The organism is Flavobacterium sp. ENC (assembly GCF_020991415.1).
Lineage (GTDB): Bacteria > Bacteroidota > Bacteroidia > Flavobacteriales > Flavobacteriaceae > Flavobacterium.
The window spans coordinates 1-15,092 of the sequence record NZ_JAJMOY010000014.1 but is presented as its reverse complement, the minus strand read 5'-3'; the positions used below and the strand labels follow the sequence as shown (position 1 = coordinate 15,092).

Sequence of the window (15,092 nt, the reverse complement as noted above, 5' to 3'; positions counted from 1 at the left end):
TGTATATTTGTTTCCTGTTTATAGAATCGTTTTACTATTTTAAATCACTTTCAAGGAGTTGACTATGTGAATGTTGGAACATTCCGTTACAATTTTGTAATAATTCCTTATTGAAAGAATCTAATTTTAAGAAAAAAAAGAAACTAGTTTTGAGTTAGTTCAATTATTGATTTTTTTTCAAATTAAAAGGAAGATTTAAGAATGTTAAGCGATTTAATAAGATGGGTGTTTTAAAAAATATAAATGTTTTCAGACGCAGTTTAATGCGTAATCTTACTAAGAATATCGGGAAATCAAATTTTCAGAGAGATATTGTTTTGGTGGATAAAAATGAGATTAAAAGAATTTTAATCTGCAGACCAAATGGAAGATTGGGAAACTTGTTATTGATTACACCTCTCGTTCAGGAAGTAACCGAGATATTTCCAAATTGTAAAGTCGATTTGTTTGTTAAGGGAACGTTAGCTCCCATAATTTTTCAAAATTATGATGCGATTGATAAAATAATCGACCTGCCTAAAAAGCCTTTCAAAGATTTGGTGAAATACGCCAAAGTATGGATTTCAATAAAAAGGCAAAAATATGATATCGCAATCAATGTAGATCAGAATTCATCTTCCGGACGACTGGCAGTCCAGTTCTCTAATGCCAAATATAAATTCTTCGGAGATTCAGACGGAGAAATACCATCTGTAAAAAAAGATTACGACCACATCGCAAAATACCCGGTATACAATTTCAGAAGTTATCTGACGAAACTGGGACTGGAGAAAAGCAATAAAATAATAGCTCCTTTAGATCTTAAATTGAGTTTGTCTGAATTTACGCAGGGAAAAAAGGACCTTGATAAATTAATAAATAGTAATTCAAAAAGGACAATCTGTTTGTTTACCTATGCCACCGGAACAAAATGTTTGCCGGAAATATGGTGGGAAGACTTTTATAAAGCACTCAAAAAGGAATATAAAGACTATAACATCATTGAAGTTTTACCCATAGAAAATGTATCACAGATTGCTTTTCAGGCACCTTCATTTTACAGTAAGGACATTAGGGAGATCGGTGGACTAATAGCCAATACAGATATTTTTATAGGAGCCGACAGCGGAATGATGCATTTGTCAAGTTCCGTTCAGACTCCGACAGTTGGTTTGTTTTCGGTTTCGGAACTCAAAAAATATGAACCCTATGATAATTGCAGTGTTGGGGTCAACATTATCAAACAGTCTAAAAAAGATTATTTAAAAATAATAAACAAAATTCTGAATATTGGTAAACTGAAAATATATTCAAAAGCAGTTTAAAATAAAAAAAAGGTCAATCTAATGATTGACCTTTTTTTTTGTTTTGGTACTTTATTATTTTTTCTTTTTAAACAAACCGTTCAGTAAATCGCTTGCTTTTTTGGTCGCTTCCTGAGTGTTTTTTTCTTTCTCAGTGGCTGCCGCTTTCGTGGTATCTTTTGCTTTAGTGTTTTTGTTAATTAAATCCGTAAGTGCAGAAGCCCCTTTTTGAGTTAATTTCTGTTTTTGCTGATTCACTAACTGCGTTGTTAAACTGCTCACGGCGCTCTTCATATCAGTTGATATTTTCGGATTGGAAAAATTACCCGTAATCATTGCATTGACCGGAATGTTGTCCAGTTTTGCAGCATCAGCAGGAGACATTTTGGCAATTAAGGCATTGGCCTCAGTTCCTAAATATTTAGCTGGAACATCCAGTTTTAAGTTGTAATTCATCGTCTGGTCAAAACCGTGTGTTCCGCCCACTGTAATTTTGATGTCCTGATATTTGATGTCAAATGGTTTTACGTTTACTTTTCCGTTGTCAAAAGTCAAGGCCATTTTCAAATCATTTAAGTTCAGTTTGCTGGCATCAAGAAACTTAATATTCGAAGTCAACGAATTCAATACAGTCGAATTTTTACTGTTTATTGTAGTCGAAAGCAACTGGCCCAGTAAATCTCCCGAAAGTGATTTTAAATCCGGAGTTAATTCTTTAGCATCTAAATTTCCGTTTAATTTGATAGTCGAATTCAGTTTTCCGTTGATAATTCCTGCTAACGGAGCAATTTTTTTCATCATGTCCAGCTGCGTAAAAGTCTGCGCGATATCAACCTGATTGAAACCTAAATTCATATTAAAAGTAGGCACTTTTTCTTTTGTCGAAACCGTTCCTGTTAATCCGATTGATCCTCCGAAAATAGAAGTTTTAAAGTTCTCTAAAGTTGCTTTTTCATCTTTGACAATTAATTTTCCGGATACGTCTTTTAGTTTTAAATTATCATACAAAACAGTGGTTGCCTTTGCATTGATGGTACAATTTAAAAACGCAGGAATCTTCATGGCTTCTGATGGTTTTGCCGCTGTTTTAGTCGTTGCAGGTTCGCCTGAAGTCATAAAATCATCAACCGCCAGTTGGTTTGAACTCATGTTGAAGTTTCCTTTAAGTTCCTGCTTTTTGAACATGAAACCGTAGAAATTCTCCAGTACTCCGTTAATGCTGATATCACTTTTTCCTGTGGTAGCATCAAATCGTTTCAGGTTGATTGTGCTTGGGTCAAATTGCACCAAAGCCGTGCTGATGTTCATTGATTTGTTGTTTTCATCCGTGTATTTAAACCCGGATAAACTCATTGTTCCGGCATTTTTGATGTTCTGATACTGGCTTTTTTCTACAGAAGCCATATCAAAATTAGTCGTTACATCGGCTTTCAGGATACCCGCCAAAGGCTTGTCAAGCTTGATTGGATAGGCTTTGGAAAGATTTGCCAGATTGATTGTTCCTTTTAAGGCTGCATCTACAATTGGATTTACAGTGATGTTTTTCACATTCGCTTTAGCGCTGAAAACATCCTGATCAATTCTGAAAGATAGTTTGTCTAAATTAACGTAGGTGTCATTCAGTATACCGGTTTCATTAATGATTTTAGTGTCAATTACAATATTCTGAACGGACTTAGGTAAGTTCGGATATTGAAAAGAAGCATTGTTGGAAGCAATTGCAATGTTGAATTTCGGTACAGTAGTATCGGTTAATTCTCCTTTTGCAAAACCGGATACCGTAAAATCGCCTGTTGTTTTTACACCGTCTAAACCGGAAGCATAAGCAGAAGGAATCAGTCCTAAGAAATTGGTAAAGGATGAGGTCGGTGTTTTAAATTTCAAATCATAAACCTGGCCTTTTTCAACCATCTGAATGAAACCGTCAAATTCTAAGGGCAACTGGTTGATTAAAGCTTTGTTTTCTTTAAAAGTATATTTGCTTTTTTCCAGATCAATTCCAAGGACAGCATCTAAAGTCAGGGATATGTTTTTCATGTAATTGATCTTATCCATATCCAGGGAAACTTTCGCCGTCGATTTGGTCGTTAAATCAAGTTTTGAATTGGTAAAATCCCCCGTTCCTTCGTGATTTAAACTGTCAATGACCATTCTGATTTTAGAACCCTGATCGATATATCTGAAAGTGAAATTCTCGATTTTATAGTTTTGAATTTTTAAAGCAAGCGGTTTGCCGGCTTCTTCTTTTTCTGATTTTTCTTTGTCCTTCAGTGCAATGTCAAAGTTTCCTACGCCATCTTTATTAAAAATAATATTGATAAGGCCATTTTCAGAGCTTATTCCCTGAATGTTCAGCGGCTCGTCTTTTCCTTTAAAAAGTTCTTTGATACTCATTTTTAAATTTAACGTCCCCAGCGAAACTAAAGTGTCTCCTTCAAAAGGCGCTTTGTTGATGATGACCAGCTTGTCAATTCCAACCGTAGCATTTGGAAAGTTTTTAAACAAACTTAAATCGGCATCTGCAAAACTCACTTTAGCATCTACACTTTCGTTAATAGCTTCTGAAATTTTCGCTTTTATCTGATCTTTAAAAAAATAAGGAATGGCGAAGAGCGCGGCTATAAATACCACGATAACAATGGCTGTGATTTTTAAAATTTTCTTTAACATAATTAATTATAGATTTGAGGATTAAGGTTCTTAATTGGAATGCTATTCCTGCAAAAATAGACTTTTATAGTGTAGTTTATTTTAAAATTAGTATAAAAAACAATAGCCTGCCTTAGATCGAATTTCGATTAGGACAAGCTATCAAAAAAAAATAAATTAATTTTCTATGTTTTTAAAACTTTATGAAGAGCAGTTTTTTTTATTTTTTCCGGTTTTGTAATTTTTGGCTAAAATAGGTGAGATTACAGCTTAAAGATGTTAAGCGGAAATTAACTTTTGGTTAATTAAAATGAAAAATCCGCCTGAGAAACGACTCAGACGGATTTAATTAATATTTTTTTTACTTTTATTGAATGTTTAATCCGAAAGGCAACATCGCCTGAACTCCTTTTTGTTTTTGAAATCTTTTTACCTGTTCGATAATCATATAATTTTCTTCACCGATTTCTTCTTTGATAAAAGCTTCTTTGGATTTTGCAAAAGGTAAATTTGATAGCAGATCATCAAATGATTTTTCGTATTCCGGGTAATTCTGTGTACTGTACGATTTTATTTTGGCGATTCTCGCAGCTTCCGCAATAGCATCATTCAGTCCGCCGATTTTATCTACCAGACCAATTTTTATAGCTTCAGAGCCGGACCATACTCTTCCTTGTGCAATAGCATCAACCTGGGCAAAAGTCATTTTTCGGCCTTCGGCTACATGCGTTACAAAAGTTTTATAGATGTTTTCTACACCTTCTAATGTAAAAGCTTTGAATTTTTCGTCTATAGGTACAAAAGGACTGTAGTTGGCTGAATTTTCGTGTGTTTTTACCTGTTCGGTATTGATGCCCAATTTATTTGCTAACGGACTGAAATTCGGCAAAATTCCGAAAACCCCGATAGAACCTGTTATGGTATTGCTTTCTGCGAAAATGGTATTGGCATTACACGCAATATAATATCCGCCTGAAGCGGCATAGTTACCCATAGAAACGACAACAGGTTTTACTTTTTTGGTGATTTCAATTTCTCTCCAGATCAGATCAGAAGTCAAAGCGCTTCCGCCCGGGCTGTCGATTCTTAAAACAATAGCTTTTACATCTTCATTTTTTCGGGCTTCCTGCAAAGAACGACGCATGGCACCTTCACCAATTACGGTAACGTCACCTTCACCACTCTGAATTTCACCCTGAGCGTAAATGATGGCAATCTGATCACTTGACGTGTTTGTCAGTGCTGTGGTGATATTATTTTGAGTATAATCTAAAATTGAAATTTTATGATACTCCTCATCGTCTGCCACTTTTAGCTTCTTTTTGATGGCATCATGATAAACATCCTCATAAGCAACGATATCTACCAGATGCTGTGCTTTTGCCATTTCAGGAGTTCTGGCTAACAATCCGTCTGCTATTTCGTTTAGTTTAGCTAAAGGAATATTTCGGCTTTTTGAAATATCACTCGTAACAGTAGACCAGATTGAATTTAGAAGAGCGGTTACCTGTTCTCTGTTGGCGTCACTCATTTTATTTTCCAAAAAGGGCTCAACGGCACTCTTGTATTTTCCATGACGAATCACCTCCATGTGAATGCCCGATTTATCCTGAAAATCTTTAAAGAACATGATTTCAGACGAAAGACCTTTAAAGTCAAGATCTCCGGCAGGGTTTAAATAAACGGTATTGGCAACAGAGTTTAAATAATATTCTTTTTGTGAATACGTATTGGCATAAGCCCAGACAAATTTCCCTGATTTTTTGAATTTTTCAAGCGCGTTTCTTAAATCTTTATATTGCGCCAGTCCTAACGATGACTGATCATTTAAGATGGAGATTCCTTTGATATTACTGTCCGTTTCGGCAGCTTCAATCGCATGGATCACATCGGTTAAACCAACTCCTTTCGGATCTGAAAAAACCGTTACCCATGGATCTTTATATTTTCCGGCATAATCATTTTTGATTTTTTTCAGGTCTAATTCGATCACAGAATCCGCCTTAACGGAAACAGTGTCATCTCCTCCAAAAATAGCACCGATAAGAATTACTCCGAAAAAGAATAACATAATGAATACAAAAATACCAATCACTGTGGCAACTACATTTCCTAGAAATTTCATAAATATATTTTTTTAATAAGTATTTAAAAAGGCTGGTTTGTTACAAATATAATTGAAATATCATATTTATTCTTCTGATAAACAAGATTGTTTTTGGAATTTACAGCTTTTTTAAAGTCAATTTAAGCTGAAAAATACTATTTTTAGTCCATATAAAACTCCCTGATGAAAAAACATTTCAGTTTCTTACTAATCCTGTTGTCTCTTACCGGATTTTCTCAAAATTTAGAATTCCTGGTGCTGGATGAAATCACAAAGCTACCCATCGAAAATGTAAGCCTGTTTTATTCCAAATTAAATGAAGGGACTTTTACAAATACAGAAGGTAAAGCAGTCCTGAAAGAGAACAAGGCAGCGCTTTTGATTTCAAATCCCGGGTATCAGGATATAATTTTAAATCCGGATCAACTGAAAAAATCAAATACTGTTTTTATGAACCCTCAGGCAGTAGAACTCGATGAAGTAATTGTAAATTCCTTTGATCTGAAAAAAGCACTGCAGTATGTTTCGGATAATTACAATAAATTATATGTTTCGACTGCATTTGAAAAAGAATGTAATTTTAAAGAAACACTTTCCGTAGAAAATAAATTAAAAAGACTAATTCTGACCAAGGTCAACTGGTGGGGGAAAAGTTATGAACTGAAAAAAAATTATGACGAGCTTAAATTAAGATTGGGTGCTGTTGAATATTCCAAAAACAGGGCACTCGATATTTTAGTAGACTCGCCGGAAGAAAATTTGCCTTCAGGTACAGGTTTTATAGAAACTAAGTCTTTAATATCGGTGCTGTATTTAAATGTATTTATTAAAAATTTCCTGATCTCTTTAAATCAGTTCAATAGCAATGTTGAAAAGTCTGCTGAAAATGAAATAATAGTTTCTTTTGAAACAGAATGGGTAAAGAATAAAGATGTCGAAAGCCGTTCAGTCGGTAAAATTGTATTTGATAAGCAGTCAAAAGCTATTGTTGAATTTGTGAATGAAATTGAATTCAAAAACAGGATTGTTAAAAAAACGACAAGCATTACCAAAAAAGAATTCTCCTACGAAACACTGAAGAATAGCACAAAACATGATTTTTACAAAAACAATGACAATCTCTGGAGCTTGAAAAGTTTTTTTGTTACGGCAGATCTTTATATTGATTATGATAAAAAAAGATACTTTACCTCTTTTGAAAACTCGATCTATGTATTAAAAGAATCTCCGGTAAAGAAGGTTAATAATGACGGACTTATAAATCTGGAAAAGCCAATCTATCAGAGTCTTCCTTCCAATACAATTACCAGTAATAATTCTATCCTGTTAACAGAAAAGGAAAAAGAATTTATAGACAAGAATTAATTTATCTTAGTTGGGAAGAGATCCGGTGAAATAATGTAATTAATTCTAAAATAGTTTTAGTTAATTTGCATTTATTATGAAATCACAGCATCAGGTCGTATTAGCAATAGGCAGCAATCAGGGAAATCGGTTAGCAAACATCGAAAGTTGTATTCAGCTTATACATCAGGAAGTGGGAACTGTAATTAAGGTTTCAAAGCTTTACGAAACGCCTGCCTGGGGTTTTGAAAGTGATGCCTTTTATAATTGTGCGCTTCTTATACACACCAATTCTTCAGCGCAAAAGATCCTTAGTCAGGTTTTAAAAATCGAAAAACAATTAGGAAGAATCCGCCAGAATCAGGAAGGCTATCAATCCCGTCTCATTGATGTTGATCTGATTGCTTTTGATCATGAAAGTATTAAATCGGAGAAACTTGAAGTGCCGCATCCCTTAATGCAAAACAGAAAATTTGTATTACTGCCGATGCAGGATTTAAAATTAGACTGGAAACATCCTGTATTTCAAAAAACAATATCCGAGTTACTGGCAATTACACCTGATGACAGTCTTTGTACCGTTGTGCAGGAGTTGGAAAATCCGTTGCAGGAAATTCCGCTGGAGAAGTTCAATTATATTGCCTTTGAAGGAAATATTGGAGCCGGAAAAACAACGCTGGCACATAAAATTGCAGAAGATTTTAATGCGAAAACCGTTTTGGAACGTTTTGCAGACAATCCGTTTTTACCTAAATTCTATAAAGATCAGAACCGGTATGCCTTTCCGCTGGAAATGTCCTTTCTGGCCGACAGATACCAGCAATTATCAGACGATTTAGCGCAGTTTGATTTGTTTAAAGATTTTATAGTCGCCGATTATCATATTTTCAAATCATTGATTTTTGCCAAAATCACCCTGGCTGAAGATGAATACCGCCTGTACCGAAACTTGTTTGATATTATTTATAAAGAAATGCAAAAGCCTGATTTGTATGTTTATTTATATCAAAATACCACAAGATTGTTAGAGAACATTAAACGACGCGGCCGTGCTTACGAACAGAATATTGAAGCAGAATATTTAGATAAAATCAATGTGGGATATTTGGATTACATCAAATCACAAACCGATCTAAATGTTTTGATTATTGACGTTTCTGATCGTGATTTTGTCAAAAAACATGAAGATTATCTTTTCATCCTGAATGAAATTAAAAAGAAAATGGTGTAATTGATTTTTATCTTTTCAGGCTAAAATGACCTCTTACGACAGGTTTCGTATTGTCTATCTTTAAGGCATACCAATAATCGGAAGCGGGAAGCGGAATGCTGTTGAAATTTCCATCCCAGCTCATCTTCGAGGCGTTTAATTCGGTCAGGAGCTTTCCGTACCGGTCAAAAATGGTTACTTGCGCCTGAGGATAGTTTTCTATTCCGTTTACTTCCCAGACATCATTAAAAGTATCATTGTTTGGGGTGAAAAACGCAGGGAAAACCAAAATAATAAAATCACGTGTAGTGCCTTCACAGCCATTTTTTTCTTTGATATAAGCCGTTTGCAATCCGGCAGGGATATCATAAAAGGTACTCGAATCCTGAAAATTGAACCCGTCAACCGAATATTCATAATACTCTTCTTCTTTGGTCAGATAGATGACAGCAGTGGTTCCGTTTGTCTCTATACGGTCAATTTTCGGGATCAGGTGTTCCTGAACCGTTATCGTCTTTGTATTTGGGCAGCTTTCAGGGGCTGGACTCTTCACTTCAACTGTGTAAGTTCCTCCTGTAAATGCTTTGATGGTCTGGGTTTTGGCGCCGGTAGACCATGTATATTCCATTCCGGCAATTCCTGCATCCAAAACTACCTCACGACCCTGACATAACGGAATATCTTTCTCATCTGTAACCGCAGGAGGGGTGTAAATAACAATGTCAACAGGGATACGGGTACTATTTATACAGCCGTTGTTTGAAGCTTCAGCATAATACGTAGTGTTTGCTGTAATGGTGGGTGTAGAAAAGGTACTGCCTGTCCCAATACTGGTATTTGCAGTAGCAGTGGTAAACCAGCTTATGGTACCAATATTGGAACTGGCTTGTAAAGTAACACTCCCGGGGCCACATCTGGCTACAATTGGATCAGTAGTGGTCGGGATATCCGGAGTCGGGTTTACGGTAACCGTAACGGCTTTCCTTTTGGTTTCGCAGCCCGGATCAGCATAATAAGTTTTCGTTGTATTTAGAATTGGAGTCGTAAAACTGCTTCCGGTACCCAATGGAGCTCCGCCTGTAGGAACATCGTACCAAGTAATTGTTATTCCGGTTGTGGGTGCTGTAGTAATGGTAAAACTTCCCGAATCACAGAGGGGCTGCGGAATAAGAGGCTGAACCTCCGGAATGGTGATTTTGGTACTGGCTGCAATTTGTAAAGGCAGTTCCCCCGGCATTCCGCCATATTCTACCACAAATCCTTTGGGTTGATACGGGTCACCTGAATTTAATGATCCTGTATTTGATAAATCATTCCACGAGCCTTTTATGCCAATCCCGGGTTGCGTTATATGAGCATAGTCTTCATCTCCCTGATTGTTTGGCTCGCCATTATTCCAAAAAGTATAAGACATTTTGGTACCTGCTTCCGGTCCGGTTACCCATTTCCAGGTGCCTTCCGTTTCGGCATCGCTGCCGCCAATCCAGCCTGTTCCTGAGGCCTGTTCTCCAATTAACTGCGCTTCATCGGCAGCTAAAATAGTGGCCAGATACCCTTTAAGTCCGTAATAATTAGTGGCTTCGGCAGCGGTTTTTGCAGCAGTCCAGGTAATGCCAATACTCGGAATAAACAAATAATAATGTTGTGTAGAAGGCAGGTAATTGGCCTGGCCTATGGTAATAGAAAAAGTTCTGGTTCCGGAAGCGGTCGCTGATGAATTTGAAAAAACAACATCCTTTACAGCCGCTTCAAGTTCCGAATATAAAACGTCAACTCCGGTCGGACTTGATAATTTTAATTTTCCGGCAACAGCATCCCAGCTTGCAGTAATTGCAGGATGAGAAGCTGGATTTGAAAGTTCAAGTTGGTCTAAACCACTGGAATACCCGGAGGAAACCTGAATATAAACGGCTTGAGTTCCTGTTTCAGCAGGATCGTGATTTATCTTTATGTTGGTAACAATGTTTAATGTGGTTTGGGGGCAGTAGATCTGATTTCCTGATGCAACAAGAACTGGCGGGTCAATGGCCACCAACTTTTTTTTGGCAGATTTTACCGTGTCATTTGATGCATGTGAGATGTTTCTGTTAAAAACATTAATTTTTCCCCATGCATGTGCTGAATAAAAACTTAAAACAAAAAATATTATATATATTGTTGCAGAACTGATATTTTTCATTTTATAAAAGTATCAATTTTATAACGATAAAAAAAAATATTTCTAGGTCGGCCAGTTTAACTTCTGAAATAAATCCCAAACTACAATTCCGGCACTTACGGAAATATTTAGGGAATGTTTAGTGCCTAATTGCGGAATTTCGATACAGCCATCACAAATAGCAACTGCTTCCTGTGCAACACCATACACTTCATTTCCAAAAACCAATGCGTATTTTTGATTTTTGGTTACTTTGAAATCCTGCAGAAAAACAGCACTTTCCACTTGTTCAATCGCAAGTGTCAGGATGTTTTCTTTTTTAAGATTTTCAATAACTTCCAGTACATTTTCGTGATGTTCCCAGGCCACAGTTTCGGTGGCACCAAGAGCTGTTTTATGAATTTCTTTATTAGGAGGCGTAGCTGTAATACCGCACAGCATTATTTTTTCAATCAGAAAAGCATCTGCCGTTCTGAATACGGATCCGATATTGTGTAAACTTCGAATGTCATCCAGCACTAAAATAAGAGGTGTTTTTTCGGATTGTTTAAAATCTTCAATCGATTTTCGTTCTAGCTCACTATTTTCAAGTTTTCTCATTTGTGTTGAATTCAGGTCATAAAAAAAGCTTCCAAAGATAAGGAAGCTTTTTCTATTATTTTAGATTGTTTTTTCAGATTAGCTTTTTACAGGATCTGGTAAAACAGTACCTTTAATAGTAAGTACTTTTGTAGGTTGTCCTTCTGCATTAGAAGTAACAGTTACCGTTTTTGTAAAAGCACCAACTCTGTCAGTAGCATATTTTACACCAATAATACCTTTAGCACCAGGAGCGATTGGCTCTTTTGGTGTAGTTGGTACAGTACAACCACAAGATCCCTGAGTGTTAGTGATGATAAGTGGTTTTGTTCCGTTGTTTACAAAAACAAATTCACGTTTCCCGTCAGCATTGTGAGCGATAGTTCCGTAGTCAATTGTTTCAGTTTCAAAAGCCATTCCTGCTCCTTCAATTTTAGCAACCTTAGCTGCTTTAGAAGTTGCTTTTTTAGTACTTTGAGCATTAGAAGCTGTAATTCCAACTACAGCTAACATAGCGAATAAAATTATTTTTTTCATCTTTTATAGAGTCTTTTTTAATTATCAACAAATCTATATAAAATTCTTATATCTGTGCTTAAAAAAATCTTAAAATATTTTAATTTTTGTTGCCCTTCGATATTCCTTCAAAATATTATAAATTCGCTGTCATAATTTTTCATTTAAAATATAATAATTTGGCAGCGAAAGAGAAAGTGGTGAAGGAAACACCTTTAATGAAACAGTACAATGAAATCAAGAGAAAATATCCTGATGCATGTTTGCTTTTCAGAGTTGGTGATTTTTATGAAACCTTTGGAGAAGACGCCATCAGAGCTTCTAAAATTCTGGGAATAACATTAACAAAACGTGGTGCGGGTTCTGAAACCGAAACAGCTTTGGCAGGTTTTCCGCATCATTCGATTAATACCTATTTGCCAAAATTAGTAAAGGCAGGACTTCGTGTGGCAATTTGTGATCAGCTTGAAGATCCGAAAATGACAAAGACAATCGTTAAACGTGGTGTCACAGAACTGGTAACGCCGGGAGTTTCTTTAAACGATGAGGTTTTACAGTCTAAGACAAATAACTTTCTGGCATCTGTTTATTTTGCTAAGAATACTATAGGGATTTCCTTTCTGGATGTTTCCACGGGAGAGTTTTTAACCGCTCAGGGAAATGCGGAGTATATTGATAAATTATTGCAGAACTTTAATCCAAGTGAAGTTCTGGTTCCGAAGAACAATAAAGGTGATTTCAAAGATGCTTTCGGAACTGATTTTCATAGTTTTTACCTGGAAGACTGGATTTACAAAGAAGATTACGCTTTAGAGACGTTAACCAAACATTTTCAGACCGTTTCCCTGAAAGGATTTGGTATTGAGGAACTGAAGGAGGGAATAGTAGCTTCGGGTGCTATTTTGTATTATTTATCCGAGACGCAGCACAATCGCGTCCAGCATATTACAACCATTCAGCGTATTGCTGAAGATGCTTATGTCTGGATGGATCGTTTTACCATTCGAAATCTGGAACTGTATCACAGTTATAATCCGAATGCCGTTACCCTTTTGGATGTAATTGACAGAACGCTTTCCCCAATGGGAGGACGTTTGTTAAAACGCTGGCTTGCTTTGCCGCTAAAAGACAGTAATAAAATAAAAAGCCGTCATGAGGTAGTTTCCTATTTGAAGTCAAATCCGGAGGTTTTACATAATATTCAATACCAGATCAAACAAATTTCAGATCTGGAACGTTTGATTTCTAAAATTGCTACCGGAAAGATTTCACCCCGTGAGATTGTCTATCTGAAAGAATCTCTGGATGCTATTATTCCAATAAAAACCCTGGCGCTCGAAAGTCCGCAGGAAGCCGTAAAGGTAATTGGGGATAGTCTGCATGCCTGTGATTTGCTAAGAGAAAAAATCAAAACAACATTAAATCAGGACGCTCCGGTTGCAATTGCAAAAGGAAATGCGATTGCAAAAGGAATCAGTGAGGAATTAGATGATTTACGGGCCATTTCGACCTCCGGAAAAGAATATTTGGAAGGAATTGAAAAAAGAGAGTCGGAGCGAACCGGAATATCTTCTTTGAAAATTTCATTTAATAACGTTTTTGGCTACTATATCGAAGTTCGGAACACCCATAAAGATAAAGTACCGGCAGAATGGATTCGTAAGCAGACGCTGGTAAACGCAGAGCGTTATATTACGGAAGAATTAAAAGAATACGAAACCAAGATTTTAGGAGCTGAGGAGAAAATCTATAAAATTGAAACCGATCTTTTTGAGCAACTGGTGGCCTGGATTGCGACTTATATCAAGCCGGTTCAGATGAATGCTTATCTGGTGGCACAATTAGACTGCTTGTGTTCGTTTACGCAGCTGGCTGTGGAGAATCAATATGTATGTCCGGAAATCGATGAAACTTTTGAACTGGAAATCAAAAACGGAAGGCATCCTGTAATTGAGAAACAGCTGCCTGTGGGTACGCCGTATATTGCCAATGATGTTTTCCTTGACAGGGAAACGCAGCAGTTGATTATGATTACCGGACCGAATATGTCTGGTAAGTCGGCTATTTTGAGACAAACGGCTTTGATTGTCCTGTTGGCTCAGATGGGAAGTTTTGTTCCCGCTGACAGCGTTAGGATGGGAATCGTGGATAAAATCTTTACCAGGGTAGGCGCTTCGGATAATATTTCGATGGGAGAATCTACTTTTATGGTGGAAATGAACGAAACGGCTTCGATTCTGAACAACATCTCAGATCGAAGTCTGGTGTTGCTGGATGAGATCGGAAGAGGTACCAGTACTTACGACGGAATCTCGATTGCCTGGGCTATTGCTGAATTTTTACACGAGCATCCGTCAAAACCAAAAACACTGTTTGCAACACATTACCACGAGTTAAATGAAATGACCGAGTCATTGCCGAGAATTCAGAATTATAATGTTGCGGTAAAAGAATTGAAAGATAACGTTCTTTTCATCCGTAAGCTGGTAAAAGGAGGAAGTGCCCACAGTTTTGGAATTCATGTCGCAAAAATGGCCGGAATGCCGCAAATTGTAATTTTAAAAGCGCAGAAGTTATTAAAGAAATTAGAGAAGAACCATTCAAGTGATGCCCTAAACGGAATAAAATCTGCTAATGATGAAATGCAAATGAGCTTCTTTAACCTGGATGATCCGTTATTGGAAGAGATAAAAGAAGAAATCATGAGTCTTGATATAAACGCGATCACGCCGGTTGAAGCACTGATGAAGCTGAATGAGATCAAAAGAATGCTGGTAAAGAAATAATTTTCATATTTAAAGTTTAGGTTATCAGAAGGTTATAAAATAAGTGTAATTTTTTTTCAAAAAACGCTTGTATAACTCAATAAATGTCTTAAATTTGCAACCGCAATACAGAACAATTCAGGTGTTGCGGTTCTTACTAGAATTTGAAACGCGAAAATAGCTCAGTTGGTAGAGCGCGACCTTGCCAAGGTCGAGGTCGCGGGTTCGAGCCCCGTTTTTCGCTCAAAACCATATAATGCTCGGATGGTGAAATTGGTAGACACGCTGGACTTAAAATCCAGTGAACAGCAATGTTCGTGCGGGTTCAAGTCCCGCTCTGAGTACTAAAGCCTCTTCTTTTGAAGAGGCTTTTTTTATGGTGTAAACTCACTTCTAAATAAATTTACGAAGTAAATTTATTTAGAAGAATCTAAGAATCTAAGAATCTAAGAATCTAAGAATCTAAGAATCTAAGAATCTA

Annotated in this window: 9 protein-coding genes and 2 tRNA genes; 6 read left to right on the top strand and 5 right to left on the bottom strand. The window is 36.6% G+C overall.

Annotated features, from left to right (window positions below):
* The first annotated feature begins 221 nt into the window (after positions 1–221).
* On the top strand, positions 222–1,304 hold the full coding sequence (locus tag LPB89_RS21230; RefSeq protein ID WP_370635591.1) for a glycosyltransferase family 9 protein: 1,083 nt from the start codon (positions 222–224) through the stop codon (positions 1,302–1,304).
* A 54-nt stretch (positions 1,305–1,358) separates the two neighbouring features.
* On the opposite strand, the gene LPB89_RS21225 is transcribed toward LPB89_RS21230, so the two are convergent.
* Both LPB89_RS21225 and sppA read right to left on the bottom strand, forming a co-directional pair.
* Positions 1,359–3,953 (bottom strand): AsmA-like C-terminal region-containing protein, encoded by a 2,595-nt coding sequence (locus tag LPB89_RS21225; protein WP_230703617.1) that lies wholly within the window; start codon positions 3,951–3,953, stop codon positions 1,359–1,361.
* Between the two features lie 346 nt (positions 3,954–4,299).
* Complete coding sequence (sppA, locus tag LPB89_RS21220; RefSeq protein ID WP_230703616.1) at positions 4,300–6,057, bottom strand: signal peptide peptidase SppA; 1,758 nt, start codon at positions 6,055–6,057, stop codon at positions 4,300–4,302.
* 165 nt (positions 6,058–6,222) lie between these two features.
* Between sppA and LPB89_RS21215 the strand changes: the two genes are divergently transcribed.
* Both LPB89_RS21215 and folK read left to right on the top strand, forming a co-directional pair.
* Entirely contained in the window at positions 6,223–7,404 is a 1,182-nt protein-coding gene (locus LPB89_RS21215; RefSeq protein ID WP_230703615.1) for a carboxypeptidase-like regulatory domain-containing protein, read from the top strand.
* Positions 7,405–7,480: 76 nt separating this feature from the next.
* Positions 7,481–8,614, top strand: a complete 1,134-nt coding sequence (gene folK / locus LPB89_RS21210) for a 2-amino-4-hydroxy-6-hydroxymethyldihydropteridine diphosphokinase (RefSeq protein ID WP_230703614.1) — start codon at positions 7,481–7,483, stop codon at positions 8,612–8,614.
* A 7-nt stretch (positions 8,615–8,621) separates the two neighbouring features.
* On the opposite strand, the gene LPB89_RS21205 is transcribed toward folK, so the two are convergent.
* The 3 genes from LPB89_RS21205 to LPB89_RS21195 form a co-directional block, all read right to left on the bottom strand.
* Positions 8,622–10,772, bottom strand: coding sequence for a T9SS type B sorting domain-containing protein (locus LPB89_RS21205; protein ID WP_230703613.1), 2,151 nt, complete (start codon positions 10,770–10,772; stop codon positions 8,622–8,624).
* A gap of 42 nt (positions 10,773–10,814) precedes the next feature.
* Positions 10,815–11,351, bottom strand: coding sequence for an RNA methyltransferase (locus LPB89_RS21200; protein ID WP_230703612.1), 537 nt, complete (start codon positions 11,349–11,351; stop codon positions 10,815–10,817).
* A 78-nt stretch (positions 11,352–11,429) separates the two neighbouring features.
* A complete protein-coding gene (locus LPB89_RS21195; protein ID WP_230703611.1) occupies positions 11,430–11,867 on the bottom strand; it encodes a DUF1573 domain-containing protein in 438 nt (145 codons plus the stop codon).
* Positions 11,868–12,025: 158 nt separating this feature from the next.
* Between LPB89_RS21195 and mutS the strand changes: the two genes are divergently transcribed.
* The 3 genes from mutS to LPB89_RS21180 all read left to right on the top strand — a co-directional run bounded on the left by mutS (position 12,026) and on the right by LPB89_RS21180 (position 14,955).
* Positions 12,026–14,632 (top strand): DNA mismatch repair protein MutS, encoded by a 2,607-nt coding sequence (gene mutS, locus LPB89_RS21190; RefSeq protein ID WP_230703610.1) that lies wholly within the window; start codon positions 12,026–12,028, stop codon positions 14,630–14,632.
* Between the two features lie 150 nt (positions 14,633–14,782).
* Positions 14,783–14,855 (top strand) — tRNA-Gly (locus tag LPB89_RS21185).
* A gap of 14 nt (positions 14,856–14,869) precedes the next feature.
* Positions 14,870–14,955: transfer RNA gene (locus LPB89_RS21180), tRNA-Leu, on the top strand.
* Positions 14,956–15,092 lie beyond the last annotated feature (137 nt).

What these genes read in the sequence shown, in the direction of transcription:
- LPB89_RS21230 (WP_370635591.1), top strand. Translation starts at nt 222, where the DNA reads ATGGGTGTTTTAAAAAATATAAATGTTTTCAGACGCAGTTTAATGCGT.
- LPB89_RS21225 (WP_230703617.1), bottom strand. Translation starts at nt 3,953, where the DNA reads ATGTTAAAGAAAATTTTAAAAATCACAGCCATTGTTATCGTGGTATTT.
- sppA (WP_230703616.1), bottom strand. Translation starts at nt 6,057, where the DNA reads ATGAAATTTCTAGGAAATGTAGTTGCCACAGTGATTGGTATTTTTGTA.
- LPB89_RS21215 (WP_230703615.1), top strand. Translation starts at nt 6,223, where the DNA reads ATGAAAAAACATTTCAGTTTCTTACTAATCCTGTTGTCTCTTACCGGA.
- folK (WP_230703614.1), top strand. Translation starts at nt 7,481, where the DNA reads ATGAAATCACAGCATCAGGTCGTATTAGCAATAGGCAGCAATCAGGGA.
- LPB89_RS21205 (WP_230703613.1), bottom strand. Translation starts at nt 10,772, where the DNA reads ATGAAAAATATCAGTTCTGCAACAATATATATAATATTTTTTGTTTTA.
- LPB89_RS21200 (WP_230703612.1), bottom strand. Translation starts at nt 11,351, where the DNA reads ATGAGAAAACTTGAAAATAGTGAGCTAGAACGAAAATCGATTGAAGAT.
- LPB89_RS21195 (WP_230703611.1), bottom strand. Translation starts at nt 11,867, where the DNA reads ATGAAAAAAATAATTTTATTCGCTATGTTAGCTGTAGTTGGAATTACA.